This is a genomic window from Alkalicoccus halolimnae (assembly GCF_008014775.2).
In the GTDB taxonomy this organism is placed as follows: domain Bacteria; phylum Bacillota; class Bacilli; order Bacillales; family Salisediminibacteriaceae; genus Alkalicoccus; species Alkalicoccus halolimnae.
The window spans coordinates 1,977,581-1,997,289 of the sequence record NZ_CP144914.1 but is presented as its reverse complement, the minus strand read 5'-3'; the positions used below and the strand labels follow the sequence as shown (position 1 = coordinate 1,997,289).

Sequence of the window (19,709 nt, the reverse complement as noted above, 5' to 3'; positions counted from 1 at the left end):
GACCCGACGATGGGCCGGATCATTAAACTTAACGAACAGCTGTCCAATAAAATAGCAGCAGGAGAAGTGGTGGAACGCCCTGCTTCTGTTGTAAAAGAATTAGTCGAAAACGCTGTAGATGCCGGAAGCAGCAGGATTCGAGTGGACGTTTTTGAAGGCGGGTTATCGAGTATCCGCGTAATGGATGATGGGGAAGGTATTCTTGAAGAAGACAGAGAAGCCGCTTTTTTCCGTCATGCTACGAGCAAAATTAAAACGGACAGAGACCTGTTTCGAATCGGAACGCTCGGATTCCGTGGAGAGGCCCTGCCGAGTATCGCTTCTGTAGCAGAAGTGACGCTTACAACTTCCGGTGATGGAAGAACAGGTGAAAAAATAATCGTCAAAGGCGGTCAGGTGAAAACCCGTACTTCCGCCCCGCCCCGGAAAGGGACGGAAATAATAGTCGAAGATCTGTTTTTTAATACGCCAGCCAGGCTGAAATATTTAAAAACGATTCATACGGAACTGGGCCATATAAGCGATATTCTCAACCGGATGGCACTGGCACGGCCCGACATTGCATTTGAATTGTATAATGAAGGCCGGACAATGTTAAAAACGAGCGGCCGCAATGATCTCCTGCAGGTATTGTACAGTATATATGGAAAAACTGCCGCCGGAGAAATGAAAGTTCTGAAAGCCTCTTCCGCTGATTTTCAAATAAAAGGTTACGCAGCCTCGCCATCCGAGGTCCGCTCCAGCAGATCGTATATGACAATGATCCTTAACGGACGCTATATTAAAAATCATGCGCTCGTAAAAGCTGTTCTTTCCGGATATAATACGCTTCTGCCAATCGGGAAATTTCCTATTGTCTGTCTGCATATCTCTTTGAATCCGCAGCTGGTGGACGTGAACGTGCACCCTTCCAAGATGGAAGTTAGATTAAGCAAAGAAAAGGCGCTTCAGGAACTCGTGACTGAAACAGTGCGTAATGTATGGAGGAACGAGCAGCTGATTCCGTCCATGCAGGAGCCGAAATCAAAAACAAAGATCCCAAAACCTGAGCAGGTTCCCTTCTCCTTTCCTGCTGCATCTGAGCAAGGTGTACAGACTTTTAAAGCATACAACGCTGAAGAGAAACAAGGAAATCAGGAAGAAGATTTTCTTTCTGAGGGCAATTTAAGCTCTGCTGTATCAGAAAAAGAAACTGCCGGCGCTCCTCAGGAAATTAAAGAAGACAATCCGTCTTTCCACGAGGCTCCTTCTAATAACGAAAAAAAAGAGGAGCAGGACCTTCCTTATTTATATCCGATTGGACAGCTTCACGGCACGTACATCCTGGCACAGAATGAAACGGGCTTTTATATGATCGACCAGCACGCAGCACAGGAGAGGATTAATTACGAATATTTTGCAGAAAAGCTTTCCAGTCCTGCTAAAGAACTGAAAGAACTGCTCATTCCTTTAACGTTGGATGTTACATCTGCAGAAGCGGTACTTCTGGAAGAATATCGGTCAGAACTGGAAAAAGTAGGATTATTTATTGAAGCTTTTGGAAAAAATTCTTTCCTTATTCGAGCTTATCCGAGCTGGTTTCCAGCCGATGAGGAAAAAGAAACGATTTTAGAAATGGTCGAACAAATAAAAGAGAGTCAGAAAGTTGATATTGCGGCCCTTCGCGATGATGCTGCTGCGTTGATGGCCTGTAAGGGAGCGATCAAGGCTAATCACCACCTCCGGCATGAAGACATGGAGGCATTGATCAAAGAGTGGCGAAAATGCAGAGAACCTTACACATGTCCACACGGGCGGCCGGTAATGATTCACTACACAATCTATGAACTTGAAAAAATGTTTAAAAGAGTAATGAATTGACAGGGGTCGAAAGCATCGCAGTTGTTACTACAGCTGGTAAGCATGCTGAGCAGCTGAGCCCGTATGCAGAAAAACTGGCTTCCGAAAATGGCTTTGTGTGCATTCCACGTAATAAAAAGTCAATCAATTACCTGCTCCAGGAGTATGGCAAACCCCTGCTTGTCGTCAGTAAAACGAAACTGGAGCTGTATACGACAGTTGATGAAGCTCCATTTTTCTACCATCCTAACGCAGCATCGCTGAGATTTAAACAGCTTCTTAAAACCGGCAGGGACCCGCTTATTTCTGAAGCTGATGTAAAACCAGGGGATCAAATTGTCGATGCTACAATGGGTCTTGGAGCTGACAGTCTTCTCTTAGCCTGGGCCGCGGGCTCAAAAGGGGAAGTAACTGGAGTTGAAAGCAGCCGGTTAATTTCATTAATTGTCCGCGAAGGCCTCCGTTCTTATTCTATGCCTGTACCGGAAATGAAAACAGCCGCTGCGAGAATAACAGTTGAAAATACAAAATCGGAAGACTATCTGTCACTTTTAGATACCGACAGTGTGGATACCGTATTATTCGATCCAATGTTTACCGGTGCAGTTTCAGGATCTTCCGGATTATCTGCAATGAGGCCTCTGGTGAACAATAACGGGTTAAGCGGTTATCTCCTGGAAGAAGCATGCAGGGTCGCCCGTAAAAAAGTTCTTCTGAAAGACTACAGCCGAAGTATAATCTTCAAAAAATATGGATTTACCTTAGCATCACGTGCTTCGGCTAATTATCAAATCGGCTATATTGATACAAAGGAGAGAACAATATGAAACAGCCGCTTGTCGTTGTAGCAGGGCCTACAGCAGTCGGTAAAACAGCTGCAGCAATCAATCTGGCTGAAAAACTAAATGGAGAAATAATCAGCGGCGATTCCATGCAGGTGTATAGAGGCATGGATATTGGAACAGCTAAAGTTACGCCTGCTGAACGAAAAAAAGTGCCTCATCATCTTATAGATATATTAAGTCCGGATACCCCTTTTTCTGCTGCTGATTTTAAAACCCGTGCAGAAGAAGCAGTTAAATCTATCCGTGACCGCGGGAAACTGCCTATTGTGGCAGGAGGTACCGGTATGTATATTCAAAGCCTCATTTATGATTATTCTTTCCAACATACTAAAGAAGATGAAGCCTACAGGCTGATCCTTGAAGAAGCGGCAGAAGAAAAGGGTGCTGAATATCTGCATAATATGCTTGAAGAAAAAGACCCGGAAGCGGCTGCTTCTGTTCATTTTAATAATGTTAGAAGAGTTATCAGAGCACTGGAAATTATTCACGTCACTGGTCAGCCTCTTCATAAAGAGCAAGAAGAAAAGAAAATCAGCCCGTATAATGTCACGTTGATTGGCTTAACGATGGACCGGGATCAGCTTTATGGACGGATTAACAAACGAGTGGACAGCATGATAGATTCAGGACTGGCAGCTGAAGTGAAAAAGCTTGTAGATCAGGGATACGAACATTCAGCAGCGATGAGAGCTATCGGATATAAAGAGATGATTCCTCATATCAAAGGAGATACTTCATTGGAGGAGGCAGCTGCCAACTTAAAACAGAATTCCCGGCGATATGCCAAACGCCAGTTAACGTGGTTTCGAAATAAACTGCCTGTCTCCTGGTTTGATATGACAGAGGAAAGGGAAGAAAGATTAAGTAATATAGAGGAATTCGTTGCAGGAATTTATCCTTCAGTAGAGAAGTAAGTATCAATAAAGGATGAGGGGGAATCATAATAATGAAACAGCAGCCCGTAAATATTCAGGATCAATTCCTCAACCAGCTGCGAAAAGAAAACATTCCGGTCACTGTTTTCCTTTTGAACGGATTCCAGCTTCGCGGCCAAGTGAAAAGCTTTGATAATTTTACCGTTGTCCTCGATACAGATGGGAAGCAGCAGCTAGTTTACAAACATGCGATTTCCACCTTTTCCCCACAGCGAAACGTCCAGCTGCAGCAGGAAAAACCTTCTTAAAATGCTCCGTAAAGCCCTGGGGCAGCGAACAACCAGGTCGTTATCGTAACTTCCCGGAGATTTCCTCCGCGGCAGGCCGAAGCGGAGTTTTCTAACATTTAACAACAACAGACTTTAGCACAGCTTATATTTAAAGAAAGCCTTTAAAGCCGGCAAAGAGATCTTCTCTATGCTGGCTTTTCCACTGGAACAAAATGACGTAAAAGGAGTTTTTATATGAAGCACAGCACACAGGAAAGAGTACTTCTGGTGGGAGTCCGCTCCGAAAAAATGACAGAAGAATCTTTTCAGTACAGACTGGAAGAACTGCAGGCACTGGCGGAAACGGCAGGAGGGACGGCAGTAGGCTCTGTTACCCAGGTGATGAGCCAGCCTCGAACCGGTACTTATATAGGAAAAGGAAAGCTGGAAGAACTTGCTGCAGCAGTGGAAGAACTGGAAGTTGACCTGGTTATCTTTAATGATGAATTGACTCCTTCCCAGCTCAGAAATATAACGGATACATTGGAGGCTGCAGTAATCGACCGGACCCAGTTGATTCTTGATATTTTTGCCCAGCGTGCCAACTCAAAGGAAGGTAAACTGCAGGTGGAACTGGCACAGATGAGTTATACCCTTCCAAGGCTGCGGGGTCAGGGACATGTTCTTTCAAGGCTTGGCGGCGGTATTGGGACACGGGGCCCCGGGGAAACCAAACTTGAAACAGATCAGCGTCATATAAGAGACAGGATGACGGATCTCCGCAGGCAGCTGGATCAGGTGGCAAGACACAGAGTCCAGTACCGGGAGCGACGTAAGCAGAATCAGGCGTACCAGGTTGCTTTGATTGGCTATACGAATGCCGGAAAATCAACAATACTGAACAAACTTTCAGAAGCGGATGTTCTTATGGAGGATAAATTGTTTGCTACACTCGATCCGACGACAAAAAAACTGAAACTGCCTTCAGGATTTGATATGCTCCTTACAGATACTGTCGGATTTATTCAACAGCTCCCCACTACGCTTGTAGCTGCTTTCCGATCTACTCTTGAAGAGGTCAAAGAAGCAGACTATCTGCTGCATGTAGTCGATGCTTCGCATCCTGATGCGTATAATCACGAAGAATCAGTAAATAATCTGCTCAAAGAACTAGACGCTTTTCACATACCGCGGCTGACGGTGTATAATAAACGTGATAGAATACACGGAGACTTTGTCGCCTCTGCTTCTTCAGGAAATTCCCTGCTTATAAGCGCCAACGAACCCGAAGATTTAAAAGATTTGATGCATAGACTTCAGGAAGCTGTAATAGCAAGTTTCAGTCCGTATGTTTCCCGATTTGCAGCAGCTGAGGCAAAATGGTACTACCGGCTGAAAAGTGAAACGATAGTTACGAAAGAATTATTCAAAGAAGAAGATGAAACATACGAAGTGCGGGGCTACGCTTCACCTTCGTCCTCCATATATCATGAACTGGAAAAGTAAAGAAAGGTGGGAAGGGGGCTGCTTCTGAAAGGCAGCCCCCGATTATTGATGGAAAAGATACAAATTAGTGCCGACCACATTCATCAGGAGCTGCTTCCTGATTTTTTCGAAATCGGCCGTGCAGTAGAAATAAATCAGGCGAGGGTACTGGATGCCTTTCGAAGGAATAATATTTCTGAATTTCATTTTCAGGCTTCAACCGGGTATGGTTATGATGACAGTGGCAGGGAAGCGCTGGAAAATGTTTACGCTGACGTTTTCGGAACAGAAGCAGCCATTGTAAGAAGTCAGTTTGTTTCAGGTACGCATGCTATCAGTACAGCACTTTTCGGTGTTCTGCGACCGGGGGACGAACTCCTTTATATTACTGGCCGCCCTTATGACACTCTTGAAGAAGTGATTGGTCTGCGCGGTAAATCCGGAGCGGGATCACTCAAGGACTACAGTATAAGTTATGCAGAAGTTGAGCTGGAAGAAGATAAAATAAATGTCCCTCAAGTACTGAAATCTGTAAATAAGCATACGAAAGTAATCGGAATTCAGCGTTCACGGGGGTACGGGAACCGCCCTTCCATTTCAGTCAAAGAAATCGGCCGGGCTGTTAAAGAGATTAAAAAAGTTTATCCAGAGCTGATTGTGTTTGTAGATAACTGCTACGGAGAGTTCATTGAAACGAAGGAGCCTTCCCATATGGGGGCAGATCTGACTGCAGGGTCTCTCATAAAAAATCCAGGTGGAGGAATAGCCAAAACAGGAGGATATCTTGTCGGCAGGACTTCGCTTATTGAACTTTGTTCCTACCGGCTGACGGCTCCGGGAATCGGACTGGAAGGAGGAGCCACGCTCGGGACTCTGCAGGATATGTTTCAAGGTTTCTTTATGGCTCCTCACACTGCAGGCGAAGCACTGAAAGGCGCACTGTTTACATCCGCTTATTTAACCGCTTGCGGATTGGAAACGAGTCCTTCTGCACACGATTTCCGGACGGATCTTATTCAATCGGTCTCTTTCCCTGCTAAAGAACCTATGATAGCATTCTGTCAGGCAATACAGGAAAATTCTCCGATAGATTCTCATGTAAAACCCCAGCCGTCTGCCATGCCCGGCTACAAAGACGATGTAATTATGGCTGCTGGAGCTTTCGTGCAGGGGGCAAGTATCGAACTATCTGCGGACGGGCCAGTCCGGGAACCTTATAAAGTATATGTTCAGGGAGGATTAACGTTTGAACATGTTAAAATTGCAGTTGTACGTGCTGTAAAAGTTCTCACTGAAAAAGGAATGTTGGACAATAATTCCCGCTATCAGTAAGCAAACCCCCTTAATTCCCGTTCTAATTTTTGATGAGCTGGTTTTTTGCCCGAAAAAAGCAGAAAAAGGCGGACTTTACGTTGTCAGAAAATTTCCCTGTTAGATAATCTGACAAAGTATAACATTCCCATTTTAAATTTCGTTAAGATACGAATATCGCAGTTAAAAGAAATATATAGATTCCTTTGAACAGGGAAACTTTTATTCCACTGCACAGTATATTGAAGGAGGAGAATGATTGCATGAGTAAAACAACGACACGAGAAGACATTCTAAAAATGGCGGAGGAAGAAAACGTTAAATTTATCCGTCTCCAATTTACAGATCTGCTTGGGATTATTAAAAACGTAGAGATTCCAGTAGATCAGTTGACTAAAGCACTTGATAATCTTATGATGTTTGACGGCTCTTCCATTGAAGGTTTCGTACGTATTGAAGAATCCGATATGTATCTTCACCCGGATTTGGATACATGGGTAGTATTCCCTTGGACGCCGGAAAAAGGAAAAGTAGCTCGTCTGATCTGCGACATTCACAATCCTGATAAAGACCGCACTCCATTTGAAGGAGACCCGCGCGGAGTCTTGAAAAAAGTACTTAAAGAAGCAGAAGATCTTGGTTTTTCCGACTTTAATATCGGGCCTGAACCGGAATTCTTCCTTTTCAAAAATGACGAAAACGGAGAGCCTACTCTTGAGCTGAATGACAAAGGTGGATATTTTGACCTTGCTCCTACAGACCTGGGTGAAAACTGCCGCCGTGATATCGTTCTTGAACTTGAGGACATGGGATTTGAAATTGAAGCTTCCCACCACGAAGTAGCACCAGGGCAGCATGAAATCGATTTTAAGTATGCTGATGCTGTAACAACGTGTGATAACATTCAGACATTTAAGCTGGTTGTAAAAACTATTGCGAGAAAACACGGCCTTCATGCTACATTCATGCCAAAACCGCTTTTCGGTGTTAATGGTAATGGAATGCATGCTAACATGTCGCTTTTCCGAAGCGAGAAAGAAAACGCGTTTTATGACGAGAACAATGAATCTGGTCTGAGTGAAACAGCTATGCACTTCCTTGCTGGTATCTTAAAGCACGCGGATGCATTTACTGCCATCACTAACCCGACAGTAAATTCTTATAAGCGGCTTGTTCCGGGATATGAGGCTCCTTGTTACATTGCCTGGTCCATGCGCAACCGCTCCCCGCTCGTACGTGTTCCTTCTTCACGTGGACTGAGTACTCGAATTGAAGTGCGAAGTGTGGATCCTGCAGCCAATCCTTACCTGGCTATGGCAGCTCTGCTGGCAGCCGGTCTTGATGGTGTGCGTCACAAGCTGACTCCACCGGATGAGACAAACCGCAACATTTATGCAATGGATGAAGAAGAGCGCGCAGCAGAAGGCATTAAAGCACTGCCTGCTTCCTTAAAAGATGCTATTGATGCTCTGAGAAAAAATGATACTATCACAAAATCTCTTGGTAACCATGCTCTTGAACACTTTATTGAATCTAAAGAAATTGAATGGGATATGTTCAACACCCAGGTTCACCCTTGGGAGCGCGAGCAGTATATCCAGACTTATTAATTAGTACTTCCCCGGACGCCTTAAGGTGCCGGGGATTTTTTTGTTCAGGAAAGCTTATTGCGGATCCCCATGTATTTGAAAGACAGCTGTTATCCAGTTTGGATTTGACTCTGGAAGAGGAGTAAGTGTACCTAAATGATACAACTGAATCTGGTGGATAATGTCTTTCGCAGCTGGATGAGTATTATTCCTTTCTTTCACAATGCCTATCCCGCAATGTTCGTTAAGGATAAGCTGCCGTGAAAAAAACATATAGTAATATTTCCTTTTGATAAACGTCAGCCAACGTATACGCTTTCCTGGCCGGGTTCAGCTTTTCCCTTCCTGCTGAACGGATAATCGACTCTACCTTTTTCTTCCCGGAGTCATCCCATGAGCCCTCCGGCGTTCTGGAAAGAAATCCTTCTGTCCTCTCCTTCTCTTGCAGGGAAAACAGCTTCAGGCAAAATATACGCAGCGTTTATTTATTTCAGAGAAGAAGAACGATATTGAATAGGAATCGCTTAATTGCTGCTCAAAAATAGCTGATTCAACTGACCATCAGATATTTTTTGGGAAAAATTTGTACATATTAATGAAATTTGTTTTGTAATAGTATAGAATTACAAAGGTACATAAAATATATGCCTGTATATATAGGGAGAAATATTTTAAAATGAAATGCTTGCAGTGAACTTCGGCTTCTTTAAAATATAATAATTTTACGACTTAAGATATAATTATTGTCTGCGATAAAAGTTAAGCGGTTAATATCAGGAAGCTTATTAATAAATAACTTCTTTGAAGCATGACTTTTTTCGATAATTATATTCCTGCGTTTAATTGAACCGCAAGTTTCTATGCCGAAGGCCTCAGCAGAGTAATAATACAAGTAAATAGTCAGAAAGGGACGTGAGGTAGTTGAAGATATACGCTTTATACATGATTGATAAAGAAATGACTTATGATTGCTTCCGGGCAGATGCAGGAATTTTTACGAGCTTAAAAAAAGCGGAAGAAGCAATGAGAGAAGTAGTCCAGGAAGCTGAGATTACTTTTGATCAATTTGAAATTGAAGAAATGCAACCGGAAATGGAAGAATTTCAGGAAATACAGACGTATGTATATGAAAGCAATGGCAGATTTCTTAAAAGTGAAGCTGCATAATTAATCAGCTCACACAACGGTATTGCCTTTTTTTAATGCAGGAGCTCAACTGAAAAACTTTTCTGAGGGAGCCTGTTTACTAGGAAGCAAATTCCATTGAACAGCAAGCTCCTGCTGATTAAACCTTGAACTGTATAAACGGTTCAAGGTTTTTCTGCATGTTTCATCGGGTAAATATGATTATAGATAGTTTTCAAATTAAAATAACTATCTTGGCAGCAAGGATGATATATCCTGAATATTACAAACAGCTGCTTTAACAGATTGATTTATTATAAAGGAGGAGTCATGAATGAAAGTTACAGTAACCTACATTACAGGAGAAAATTCGAGTGGCAACGTGATATGGGATCACAATTCTCACAAGAAAGCAGAAATTGATATTCCGGAAGATAAAAAAAAGGACGAAGAGTATGTAGAAAAAAAACTTGCGGAAAATGTCAGTGATCAGAATATTAAGCTTGTTCACTTTGAATAGATAATGGTTAAAAACAGGGAAAATTCAGTAAAAAAGATAAGCCCCCCAACAATCTGCCGGGGGCTTATCTTTTTATTTTAAACTTATTGAGAAAACAATTAATGAATCGAACGGAAAACTCCGATAACTTTACCGAGAATCTGCACGTAATCCAAAAGAATAGGATCAAGGGAAGCATTTTCAGGCTGGAGGCGGAAATGGTTTTTTTCTTTGAAAAAACGTTTTACAGTAGCTTCATTATCTTCTGTCATCGCAACTACAATATCTCCGTTATCTGCATAAGCCTGCTGTTTCACTACTACATAATCTCCATCAAAAATACCGGCTTCAATCATGGAGTCTCCGGAAATTTCAAGTATGAAGGATTCTTCGTCGTGGACAAAATTAGCAGGAAGCGGAACATATTCTTCGATGTTTTCAATTGCCGTGATCGGTTGTCCGGCTGTTACTTTACCAATTATCGGGATGGAAATTGACTCTGTCTGAGGCAGAATCTGGCCGCTGTCTTCCTGGCCGATTACTTCAATAGCCCTCGGTTTCGTAGGATCTCTGCGAATATGCCCTTTCTTTTCCAGGCGTGATAAATGCCCATGCACTGTAGAACTTGATGCAAGGCCTACAGCTTCCCCTATTTCCCTGACGGAAGGCGGATAACCTTTTTCCCGGACTTCGGTGCGTATAAAATCAAGAATGGCCTGCTGGCGGGAAGATAATTTAGTCAATATAAACACCTCTCTGTAATTAAAATAATATATAGGCAGAATGTCTGATCTTATTAATAAAAATCGTGGTTTTATTATATCATGAGAACAAGGGTTTCGCAAACGTTCGTTCTATTTCTCTGCTTGACACGAACGCCCGTTCCATTTATGCTGAAATTAGTCAATGCGAACAAATATTCCTGCGAACGAAGGGGCGAACAAAATGATGAATATTAAACGCTACATGGATGGGTCTGTCTTCTTTTTCATAGCAGCACTATTAATCGTTGGGTGGACATATATCGATTATGAACAAAGCAGCACCCATTATCCGAAAGAGGAAAGGGTCGTAACTGAAGGTGAAACTCTCTGGTCCATTGCAAAACATGTTTCGGAAGATCTCGACCTGCAGCTTGAAGAAACGATATACTGGATGAGAGAAGAAAATGAACTGCAGGGAGTTACAATTCATCCAGGGCAGAGAATTGATGTACCGGCAGAATGGAATGGAGTGGCTTCAGATTGAACGGATTTATTTATGCACGGGTAAGTACGGCAAAAGAAGCTCAGCAGACTTCTTTAAACCGCCAGGTGGACGAGCTTAAATCAGCGGCTTCTGCCTGGGGAGTAGAGGTTATTGACGTGATCCAGGAGGAAGCAAGCGGCTATGATGTGGATCGCAGCGGAATGCTGGATTTATTGGAACGAATTAAAGAGGAGAAGGCAGAGGTGCTTCTGATACAGGATGAAACGAGGCTTGGACGTGGAAATGCAAGAATTGCCCTTATTCATCAGCTTCAAAAGCTGGAATGTTCTGTTTTGTCGTTAAAAGATGATGGAGTATTAAGGCTTTCTGAAACGGACTCCATGGTTCTGGATATCGTTGCTATTGTGGAAGAATACCAGCGGAAACTTCATAATGCTAAAATCAAGCGCGGGATGCTTAAAGCCGTGGAAAACGGCTATGAGCCGCATAAAAATATAGATAAGTATTCAGGCAGCGGCGGGCGCAAGCGCCGGGATGTTCCTATAGAAGAAATAGTGAGGCTCCGAAACAACGAAATGACATTCCATGATATAGCGGTCATGCTGCGGGGCCTTGGTTTTCAAATTTCCAAAGCAACTGCACACCGCCGGTACCGCGAATACGTAAATGAAAGCAGAAATATTGCATCCCGGGAATAATTTCGTTAATATTATACGAAATGATTAATGACGGGAGGTATACAGATTGATAAGCAAAGATAAACTTAACAGGATTAATGCCCTGGCTAAAAAATCGAAGGCAGAAGGTTTAACTATTAAAGAACAGCAGGAGCAGAAAGAACTCCGCGCCGAATATTTAAAGAATGTGCGCCGTTCTTTTAAAAATCAGCTGAATTCCGTCAAAGTAGTAGATAAAGAAGGGGAGGATGTCACTCCCGAAAAACTTAAAAGAGAGCAGCGTAAAAACTTATATCATTAATACTCCGATCTGCTTTTCTTCGAAAACAAACCACCGTCTCTTAATAGAGGCGGCGATTTGTTTTTAGTTGGAAGAGTTTTGTATTTTCAGTAAAAGGTTGTCTAACCTCTTGGAAACATATATCATTGAAGAAGTGAGAACAATAATTTAATTAAAAGTGAGGGTGTTTTTGAATGGCTACTTCTTTAGAACAATTATCAATCAATACAATACGTACGCTTTCTATCGACAGCGTAGAAAAAGCAAATTCCGGTCACCCGGGTATGCCGATGGGCTCCGCTCCGATGGCTTATAAACTGTTTACAGAATTTATGCACCATAATCCCGAAAATCCTGACTGGTTTAACCGGGATCGTTTTATTCTATCTGCTGGTCATGGTTCCATGCTTTTATACAGCCTGCTTCATCTTCATGGATATGATGTGACTATTGAAGATTTAAAAGGGTTCCGTCAGTGGGGAAGCCGCACTCCAGGTCATCCGGAATTCGGCCATACTCCCGGAGTGGAAGCGACGACAGGACCTCTGGGGCAGGGACTGGCTATGTCCGTCGGCTTTGCGATGGCTGAACGTCATCTGGCAGCTACATACAATAAGGAAGGATACCCTTTAATTAACCATTACACTTACAGCATCTGTGGAGATGGGGACTTAATGGAAGGGGTGTCATCGGAATCTGCTTCCCTTGCCGGACATTTAAAGCTCGGCAAACTGATTGTGATGTATGATTCAAATGATATCTCCCTTGACGGAGATCTTCACCAATCATTCTCTGAAAGCGTTGCAGACCGCTACAAAGCTTACGGCTGGCACGTGATCGTAGTAGAGGACGGTAATGACACAGAAGCTATTTCCAAAGCACTAAAGGAAGCAAGGAATGATGAGCGTCCTTCCATGATTGAAGTGAAAACAGTGATCGGCTTCGGTTCCCCGAATAAGAGCGGAAAATCAGCTTCTCACGGGGCACCGCTCGGAAAAGAGGAAGTGCTCGAAACACGTAAAGCTTACAAATGGGATTATGAAGAAGATTTCCACATTCCGGAAGAAGTGAAAGAAAACTTTGCGAAAGTAGCAGAGCAGGGTAAAGCTCATGAAAAAGAGTGGAACGCTCTTTTTGCCTCTTATAAAAAAGAGTATCCTCAACTGGCAGATCAGCTGGAAAAAGCTATTAATAAAGAGCTTCCGGAAGGATGGGATAAAGATATTCCGGAATTTGAAGCAGGGGATTCTCCTGCGACACGTGCTTCAAGTGGAGAAGTACTGAACGCGATTGCTAAAAACGTCCTCTCCATTTTTGGTGGATCAGCGGACCTTGCATCCTCTACGAAAACAATGTTGAAGGGGGAAGATGATTTTTCAAGGGACAATTATGCGGGACGGAATATCTGGTACGGCGTGCGTGAATTCGCAATGGCTTCGGCTGTAAACGGCATGGCTCTGCACGGCGGTCTTAAGCCTTTCGGAGCAACGTTCTTCGTTTTCTCTGATTATCTGCGTCCGGCACTTAGACTATCGGCACTAATGAAGCTGCCGACAACGTTTGTCTTTACCCACGATAGTATTGCAGTTGGTGAGGATGGACCTACCCACGAACCGATCGAACAGCTTCCTTCCCTGCGCGCTATGCCAGGCCTTTCGGTTATACGCCCGGGAGATGCTAATGAGACAGCGGCAGCCTGGAGACTGGCGGTGGAATCCACTGATCATCCGACGGTGCTTGTCCTTACACGACAAGGTCTGCCTACGCTTGAAACGACAAAAGCTCGTGCTAACCAGGGTGTACGCCACGGAGCTTATGTTGTATCCGATGCAGATGGCGAACCGGACGGACTTCTTCTCGCATCAGGATCTGAAGTGTCTCTGGCTGTTGAAGCCCAGAAGAAACTGCAAAAAGACGGCATTCATGTAAATGTTGTCTCCATGCCAAGCTGGGATCGCTTTGAAGCTCAGTCTGATGAGTATAAGGAGAGCGTTCTGCCTTCCAATGTGAAAATTCGTCTGGGAATTGAAGTAGCCTCACCATTCGGATGGGAGCGGTACACTGGTGATCACGGAGCCGTTCTTGGTATCGAAACATTTGGTGCTTCTGCTCCTGGAGGAACGGTTATGGAAGAGTACGGTTTCCATCCAGACAATGTAGTCAGCCGATTCAAACAGCTTCTTGAAAAGTAAAATAAATATTTAATACGAAAAGAACTGCTCTGAAAAGCCGGGGCAGTTCTTTTCCTTGCAGGCAATGTGTGTAAACATCTTTGCAAATGAAAAACTATCGTGTATACTAATTAAGGTTAGTAATTGTAGTTTTTATATGAAGGAGGGTCACGGCGATGCAACTATGGCTCGCTATCTTGTTGATCGTCATCGCTTTATTGGCAGGTATTGCACTTGGGTTTTTTATTGCAAGAAAATATATGATGAATTATATGAAAAAGAACCCGCCTATTAATGAAAAAATGCTGAGAGTTATGATGATGCAGATGGGTATGAATCCGTCTCAAAAGAAGATAAATCAGATGATGAAAGCAATGAACAACGCGAACGACAAGTAGTGCAGGGGATAGACCGAAAACCGGTCCCTGACACAACCGCACATGGGAGCTGTCCTGGGTAATCCGGACAGCTCCTATTTGTATCCGAAAAACAGAAAGGAAGTACAGTAATGGCAGATTTAAATATCCCGACCATATCATTAGAGCAAATGCGTGAAAAAGATTATGCTGTAATCGACGTTCGTTCACCAAAAGAATTTGCAGAATTTCATTTGCCGGACAGCTACAATTTTCCTCTGTTTACGAACGAAGAAAGAACTGAAGTGGGCACCGCATACAAGCAGGTTAGTCCGGAAGAAGCGAAAAAGATCGGCATGAAATATTTTTCTGAAAAACTTCCTGGTTTTTATGAAATGTTTCATCAGATCCAGAAGCGTAAAAAAGAACCCGTAATTATCGCCTGTGCCCGGGGAGGTATGAGAAGCAGGACGTTTGCAGCACTGATGAACAGCCTTGATTTTCCCGCAGTCCAGCTTGAAGGAGGAGTTAGAAGTTTCCGCTACTATGTGCTGGAAGAGCTGGAGCGATTCTCTCTTAAAAACTGGAATGCCATTGTGATTGGAGGAAATACGGGTACGAGAAAAACGGTCTGGCTTGAAAACCTGCATGAACGCGGCTATCCGGTGTTGAATTTAGAGCAGCTTGCCAGTCACAGAGGTTCTATTTTCGGTCATATAGGGATGGAAAAACGCTCTCAAAAGATGTTTGAACAGGAACTTGTTAAGGAGCTCCAGCGTCTTGAGCAGGAACCGTATATATTAATGGAAGCTGAAAGTAAACGTATCGGTCCAGTTATTCTTCCCGACTGGCTTCAGGACGTGAAAGAAAGGGGTCGATTTTTGGAACTCGAAGACAATATGGAGCGGAGGGTGCGCTATCTGCTCGAAGAATACGAGCCCGAAGTACATGCAGAAGCTTTTTATGAAGCATTAAACAGGCTCATGCGCCGGTTAAAGCCTAAAACATATCAAATGATAGAAAAAGCAGCGGAACGCGGGGATTTTTACACGATTTTCCGTAAACTGCTTGAGGAATATTATGATCCGAGCTATCGTCATAAGCAGCCCGGTTATATAGAGAAGAAAAATCTGCGTATGCTGGATTTATCGGAGCTGTCAGATGAAGAAATTCTTCCGTATTTAATAAAGGAAATTAACGTCGAATGTAAACAGGGGTAGAATATGAAAGTTTTCATGGATTTAGCATGGTATTTCAAGCAGGAAAAGGTCAGATATGGAACGGGTGTAATTATACTTATGCTCGTTTCCGCTCTTACGTTAATTCCCCCTTATGTGATCGGTATTATAGTTGATTCGATCGCGAATGAAACACTTACTCCCGATGATCTTACCCTTTGGATGGGAATCCTGCTCATCATAGGTATCAGTTCATATATTTTTCGTTATATATGGCGCATTCTTATATTCGGAGCTTCGATTAAATTAGCAAGAATTCTGCGAAACAGACTTTATAAACATTTCACTGCCATGTCCTCTTCCTTCTTCCAAAAAAAACGGACCGGGGATTTAATGGCACATGCAACAAATGATATTCGTGCGATTGAGCAGACTGCGGGCGCGGGCGTTCTCACACTGGTGGATTCTTTAACGATGGGCGGGTACGTAATAATTACTATGGCGGCTGTCATCAGCTGGGAATTGACACTGATTGCACTCATTCCTATGCCGTTGATGGCATTTGCCACATCTAAATACGGTTCGCTCCTTCATCAACGTTTCGGTAAAGCCCAGGCCGCTTTTTCTTCTTTAAATGATAAAGTGCAGGAAAGTATCAGCGGCGTGAAAGTTACTAAGACATTTGGTTATGAAGAAAAAGAAATTGAATCTTTTCGGGAACAGTCTGATGACGTAGTTAATAAAAATATGGCAGTAGCCCGGGTGGATGCTCTGTTTGATCCGACGATTTCTTTAGTTGTCGGTATGTCTTTTTTTCTTTCCGTCGCCTTTGGATCGCTCTACGTAATAGATGGGGAGATCACTATTGGTCAGCTGACAAGTTTCACTGTATATCTCGGGCTGTTGATCTGGCCCATGCTTGCTTTTGGCTGGTTTTTCAATATTGTCGAACGCGGGAGAGCTTCCAACGACAGGGTAAGTTCGCTGCTCCGCGCAAAACAGGAAATTACAGACGATCCTGATGCCTCCTCCGAGATGCCTGAAGGAGAGATAATGTTTGCTATCGATCTATTTTCGTACTCAGGAGCCGAGGATTTGAAAAATGTCGAGATATTTATTCCAACCGGTGCCACACTTGGGGTAGCTGGAAGAACGGGAAGCGGAAAAACAACTCTCGTCCAAAGTTTATTAAGAGATTTTGATATAACTGAGGGTACTGTATACATAGACGGTCATCCTATAACTCGTTACAAAAAAAATGCTCTTCTTTCCGCAGTTGCCTATGTTCCCCAGGATCATTTTCTATTTTCTGCAACCATTGCCGACAACATCGCTTTTGGGCTTCCGGAAGCCTCCTATAAAGATATTATTCAGGCGGCGAAAGCAGCAGCTGTTCATGAAGATATCAGCCGTTTTCCTCAAGGATACGAAACGATAGTAGGAGAGAGAGGAGTGACGCTCTCCGGAGGGCAGAAGCAGCGTGTGTCCATTGCGAGAGCGCTTCTCCTGAATCCACAGATTCTTATTCTCGATGATTCTCTATCAGCTGTTGACGCACGAACAGAAGAATTTATTTTGAACTCGCTTAGAGAGGCCAGAAAAAATAAAACAACTATTATAACAGCTCATCGTTTAAGTGCACTGCATCATGCTGACGAAATAGTGGTTATGGACAATGGAAGTATTTCAGAAAGAGGCACCCATCGTTTTTTAATGTCTGAATCAGGATGGTATGCAGAAATGTATCAGACCCAGCAGCTGGAAAAGGAATTGGAAGGGGGGAAGGGCGATGCTTGATAAACATAAGCATTTACTCGAGCCTCTTCCTCAGGGACAGGTTTTTAAAAGGCTGCTGGCATATACAGCTTCACATAAAAAGCTGATTATTATAGCGATGCTGCTTTTAATTGGAGGCACTGCTGCTGATCTCGCAGGCCCGATACTCGTAAAAATATTTATAGATGATTACTTAACTCCGAGAAATTTTGTTACAGAAGCTTTAACGGCTCTTGCAGCAGTATATATCCTCCTTTACCTGGGGTCTGCTGTCATGAATTACATTCAGTCTTTTATGTTTCAAAAAATCGCGCTTTCTATCATAAGGGAGCTGCGAATTGACGTATTCAGAAAAGTCGAAAATCTTGGCCTTTCCTTTTTTGACCAGTTCCCGGCGGGGGGATTAATTTCAAGAATTACAAACGATACAGAACAGATAAAAGAACTTTATATTACTGTGCTTGCTACTTTCGTTCAGAATATAGTTTTTCTCATCGGTGTATTTATCGCAATGTTCTATTTGAACCCGCAGCTGGCAGCTTTTTGTCTGCTTGTTCTGCCGGTTATAGCAGCTGTAATGTATTTATATAAAAAATACAGTTCCATCTATTACGCGGATATGAGTGAAAAGCTCAGTGAACTGAACAGCCGTCTGAATGAATCGATTCAGGGTATGCCGGTTATTCAAATGTTCCGTCAGGAGCGGAGAATGAATAAGGAGTTTGCAGCTGTTAATGAAGGCCATCACCGGGCTTGGCTGAAAAGTATGAAGCTGGATGGACTGCTTTTGAGACCTGCTGTTGATTTGATTTCTATTCTGGCTTTGATGCTCGTTTTGACTTATTTTGGGATCACTTCTTTTGCAGGCCCGGTGGAAATAGGAGTCATATACGCATTTGTTAATTACCTGGATCGATTTTTCGAACCCGTCAATCAGATTATGCAGCGTTTATCCATGTTCCAGCAGGCCATGATATCTGCAGGAAGGGTCTTTAAACTGATGGATCACGAAGAGCCGCCCCCTCTTCAAAAAGGCAGTGAAACCCCTTCGATTAAAGACGGAGCTGTTCAGTTCAGCAACGTAAACTTTTCCTATAATGAGAAGGAACAAATATTTAAAAATGTTTCTTTTCAAGTGAAAAAAGGAGAAATGCTGGCTATAGTAGGACATACGGGCAGTGGGAAAAGCTCCATAATCAATGCGTTAATGAGATTTTATCCGGTAGATAATGGAAGTATATTTATTGACGGAAAAAACCTGGAACAGTATACGGACTCGGAACTTCGCAGCCATATGGGTCTTGTGCTGCAGGATGCTTTTATTTTCGTTGGAGATATGCGTTACAATATACGCTTATACGATGAAAATATTAATGATGAAGAAGTCAGACAGGCTGCGGAAAAAGTCGGTGCTGATTCCTTTATCGAAAGACTTCCAGGCGGGTACAGCCATAAAATTGGTGAGAGAGGAGCCACTCTCTCCACTGGAGAAAGACAGCTCCTCTCCTTCGCAAGAACAATAGTGAAAGATCCGAAAATTCTCATTCTCGATGAAGCAACGGCCAGCATCGATACGGAAACGGAAACTGTTATTCAGCATGCACTGGAAAAGGCAAGGGAAGGCCGGACGACAATCGCCATCGCTCACCGTTTGTCTACGATCAGACACGCTGATCATATACTGGTGCTGAAAGAGGGAGTTGTAGCGGAAGAAGGAACACATGACGAATTAATTGAGCAGAAAGGTATTTATGAAAAGATGTACCGGCTTCAAAAAGGCCGGGAAAGTGTAAGTGAGTGATATTCCCAACGTGTCGCGACGAAACGTATCGTCACGACACGTTTTGATTTGCTGGAGTCTCCAGATTGACTTTTATACTATAGGGGGGTATAGTATAAAAAGAGGAGATGATAACGATGGAACAAGCTCAAAAAATACATCCGCGGTCCGAAAAAGAAAAAAAGCTGTTGAATCAAAGGCTTAAGAGAGTGGAAGGACAGATACGCGGTATCCAAAAGATGGTTGATGAAGATCGTTATTGCATCGATATACTTGTTCAAATGTCTGCTGTGCAGGCTGCCCTGAAACGTACTGGATTCGATATACTGGAAGAACATACAAGAGGCTGCGTAACCCATGCAGCGCAAAATGGAGAAGAAAAAGAAATGATCGATGAACTGATGGACGTGATTAAACAGTTTTCTAAATAAAGGTGGTGATTAGG

General features: G+C 43.2%; 19 protein-coding genes. 18 read left to right on the top strand and 1 reads right to left on the bottom strand.

All coding sequences use genetic code 11. The features are described from left to right. The first annotated feature begins 9 nt into the window (after positions 1-9). From mutL to FTX54_RS09060, 9 genes are all read left to right on the top strand, one after another. Positions 10-1,860, top strand: coding sequence for a DNA mismatch repair endonuclease MutL (gene mutL, locus FTX54_RS09100; RefSeq protein ID WP_147802288.1), 1,851 nt, complete (start codon positions 10-12; stop codon positions 1,858-1,860). Next, positions 1,857-2,666, top strand: coding sequence for a class I SAM-dependent methyltransferase (locus FTX54_RS09095; protein WP_147802287.1), 810 nt, complete (start codon positions 1,857-1,859; stop codon positions 2,664-2,666). The genes mutL and FTX54_RS09095 overlap by 4 nt, the downstream gene beginning before the upstream one ends. Further along, positions 2,663-3,598, top strand: a complete 936-nt coding sequence (miaA, locus tag FTX54_RS09090) for a tRNA (adenosine(37)-N6)-dimethylallyltransferase MiaA (protein ID WP_147802286.1) — start codon at positions 2,663-2,665, stop codon at positions 3,596-3,598. Before FTX54_RS09095 ends, miaA begins: the two co-directional genes overlap by 4 nt. A gap of 32 nt (positions 3,599-3,630) precedes the next feature. After that, the gene (gene hfq / locus FTX54_RS09085; protein WP_147802285.1) at positions 3,631-3,867 is read left to right on the top strand and encodes an RNA chaperone Hfq; all 237 of its coding nucleotides are present in this window, start codon (positions 3,631-3,633) and stop codon (positions 3,865-3,867) included. A gap of 216 nt (positions 3,868-4,083) precedes the next feature. Further along, entirely contained in the window at positions 4,084-5,334 is a 1,251-nt protein-coding gene (hflX, locus tag FTX54_RS09080) for a GTPase HflX (RefSeq protein ID WP_147802284.1), read from the top strand. Between the two features lie 48 nt (positions 5,335-5,382). Then, positions 5,383-6,645 carry an aminotransferase class I/II-fold pyridoxal phosphate-dependent enzyme gene (locus tag FTX54_RS09075; RefSeq protein WP_147802283.1) on the top strand — a complete coding sequence of 421 codons (1,263 nt, stop codon included), beginning with the start codon at positions 5,383-5,385 and terminating at the stop codon, positions 6,643-6,645. Between the two features lie 242 nt (positions 6,646-6,887). Further along, positions 6,888-8,234 (top strand): type I glutamate--ammonia ligase, encoded by a 1,347-nt coding sequence (glnA, locus tag FTX54_RS09070; protein WP_147802282.1) that lies wholly within the window; start codon positions 6,888-6,890, stop codon positions 8,232-8,234. A gap of 900 nt (positions 8,235-9,134) precedes the next feature. Then, complete coding sequence (locus tag FTX54_RS09065) at positions 9,135-9,380, top strand: hypothetical protein (protein ID WP_187254428.1); 246 nt, start codon at positions 9,135-9,137, stop codon at positions 9,378-9,380. Positions 9,381-9,672: 292 nt separating this feature from the next. Then, on the top strand, positions 9,673-9,858 hold the full coding sequence (locus FTX54_RS09060; protein WP_147802280.1) for a hypothetical protein: 186 nt from the start codon (positions 9,673-9,675) through the stop codon (positions 9,856-9,858). A gap of 98 nt (positions 9,859-9,956) precedes the next feature. Here FTX54_RS09060 and lexA read toward each other — a convergent pair whose 3' ends face one another. Continuing rightward, a complete protein-coding gene (lexA, locus tag FTX54_RS09055) occupies positions 9,957-10,580 on the bottom strand; it encodes a transcriptional repressor LexA (protein ID WP_147802279.1) in 624 nt (207 codons plus the stop codon). A 202-nt stretch (positions 10,581-10,782) separates the two neighbouring features. On the opposite strand from lexA, the gene yneA reads away from it, so the two are divergent. From yneA to FTX54_RS09010, 9 genes are all read left to right on the top strand, one after another. Further along, positions 10,783-11,085 (top strand): cell division suppressor protein YneA, encoded by a 303-nt coding sequence (yneA, locus tag FTX54_RS09050; protein WP_187254427.1) that lies wholly within the window; start codon positions 10,783-10,785, stop codon positions 11,083-11,085. Continuing rightward, a complete protein-coding gene (locus FTX54_RS09045; RefSeq protein WP_147802277.1) occupies positions 11,082-11,744 on the top strand; it encodes a YneB family resolvase-like protein in 663 nt (220 codons plus the stop codon). Before yneA ends, FTX54_RS09045 begins: the two co-directional genes overlap by 4 nt. A gap of 46 nt (positions 11,745-11,790) precedes the next feature. Beyond that, on the top strand, positions 11,791-12,024 hold the full coding sequence (locus tag FTX54_RS09040; RefSeq protein ID WP_147802276.1) for a DUF896 domain-containing protein: 234 nt from the start codon (positions 11,791-11,793) through the stop codon (positions 12,022-12,024). Positions 12,025-12,197: 173 nt separating this feature from the next. Next, positions 12,198-14,195 carry a transketolase gene (tkt, locus tag FTX54_RS09035; protein ID WP_147802275.1) on the top strand — a complete coding sequence of 666 codons (1,998 nt, stop codon included), beginning with the start codon at positions 12,198-12,200 and terminating at the stop codon, positions 14,193-14,195. 155 nt (positions 14,196-14,350) lie between these two features. Further along, positions 14,351-14,572, top strand: coding sequence for a YneF family protein (locus FTX54_RS09030; RefSeq protein ID WP_147802274.1), 222 nt, complete (start codon positions 14,351-14,353; stop codon positions 14,570-14,572). 110 nt (positions 14,573-14,682) lie between these two features. Continuing rightward, positions 14,683-15,750 (top strand): tRNA 2-selenouridine(34) synthase MnmH, encoded by a 1,068-nt coding sequence (gene mnmH / locus FTX54_RS09025; protein ID WP_147802273.1) that lies wholly within the window; start codon positions 14,683-14,685, stop codon positions 15,748-15,750. A gap of 3 nt (positions 15,751-15,753) precedes the next feature. Beyond that, complete coding sequence (locus tag FTX54_RS09020) at positions 15,754-17,505, top strand: ABC transporter transmembrane domain-containing protein (protein WP_147802272.1); 1,752 nt, start codon at positions 15,754-15,756, stop codon at positions 17,503-17,505. Then, positions 17,498-19,285, top strand: coding sequence for an ABC transporter ATP-binding protein (locus tag FTX54_RS09015; RefSeq protein WP_147802271.1), 1,788 nt, complete (start codon positions 17,498-17,500; stop codon positions 19,283-19,285). Before FTX54_RS09020 ends, FTX54_RS09015 begins: the two co-directional genes overlap by 8 nt. A 116-nt stretch (positions 19,286-19,401) precedes the next feature. Further along, complete coding sequence (locus FTX54_RS09010) at positions 19,402-19,695, top strand: metal-sensitive transcriptional regulator (RefSeq protein ID WP_187254426.1); 294 nt, start codon at positions 19,402-19,404, stop codon at positions 19,693-19,695. Positions 19,696-19,709: the final 14 nt, after the last annotated feature.

Bases quoted from the DNA above. Each gene is read 5' to 3' on its own strand.
- mutL (WP_147802288.1), top strand. From the start codon at position 10: ATGGGCCGGATCATTAAACTTAACGAACAGCTGTCCAATAAAATAGCA.
- miaA (WP_147802286.1), top strand. From the start codon at position 2,663: ATGAAACAGCCGCTTGTCGTTGTAGCAGGGCCTACAGCAGTCGGTAAA.
- hfq (WP_147802285.1), top strand. From the start codon at position 3,631: ATGAAACAGCAGCCCGTAAATATTCAGGATCAATTCCTCAACCAGCTG.
- hflX (WP_147802284.1), top strand. From the start codon at position 4,084: ATGAAGCACAGCACACAGGAAAGAGTACTTCTGGTGGGAGTCCGCTCC.
- FTX54_RS09075 (WP_147802283.1), top strand. From the start codon at position 5,383: ATGGAAAAGATACAAATTAGTGCCGACCACATTCATCAGGAGCTGCTT.
- glnA (WP_147802282.1), top strand. From the start codon at position 6,888: ATGAGTAAAACAACGACACGAGAAGACATTCTAAAAATGGCGGAGGAA.
- FTX54_RS09060 (WP_147802280.1), top strand. From the start codon at position 9,673: ATGAAAGTTACAGTAACCTACATTACAGGAGAAAATTCGAGTGGCAAC.
- yneA (WP_187254427.1), top strand. From the start codon at position 10,783: ATGATGAATATTAAACGCTACATGGATGGGTCTGTCTTCTTTTTCATA.
- tkt (WP_147802275.1), top strand. From the start codon at position 12,198: ATGGCTACTTCTTTAGAACAATTATCAATCAATACAATACGTACGCTT.
- FTX54_RS09030 (WP_147802274.1), top strand. From the start codon at position 14,351: ATGCAACTATGGCTCGCTATCTTGTTGATCGTCATCGCTTTATTGGCA.
- mnmH (WP_147802273.1), top strand. From the start codon at position 14,683: ATGGCAGATTTAAATATCCCGACCATATCATTAGAGCAAATGCGTGAA.
- FTX54_RS09020 (WP_147802272.1), top strand. From the start codon at position 15,754: ATGAAAGTTTTCATGGATTTAGCATGGTATTTCAAGCAGGAAAAGGTC.
- FTX54_RS09015 (WP_147802271.1), top strand. From the start codon at position 17,498: ATGCTTGATAAACATAAGCATTTACTCGAGCCTCTTCCTCAGGGACAG.
- FTX54_RS09010 (WP_187254426.1), top strand. From the start codon at position 19,402: ATGGAACAAGCTCAAAAAATACATCCGCGGTCCGAAAAAGAAAAAAAG.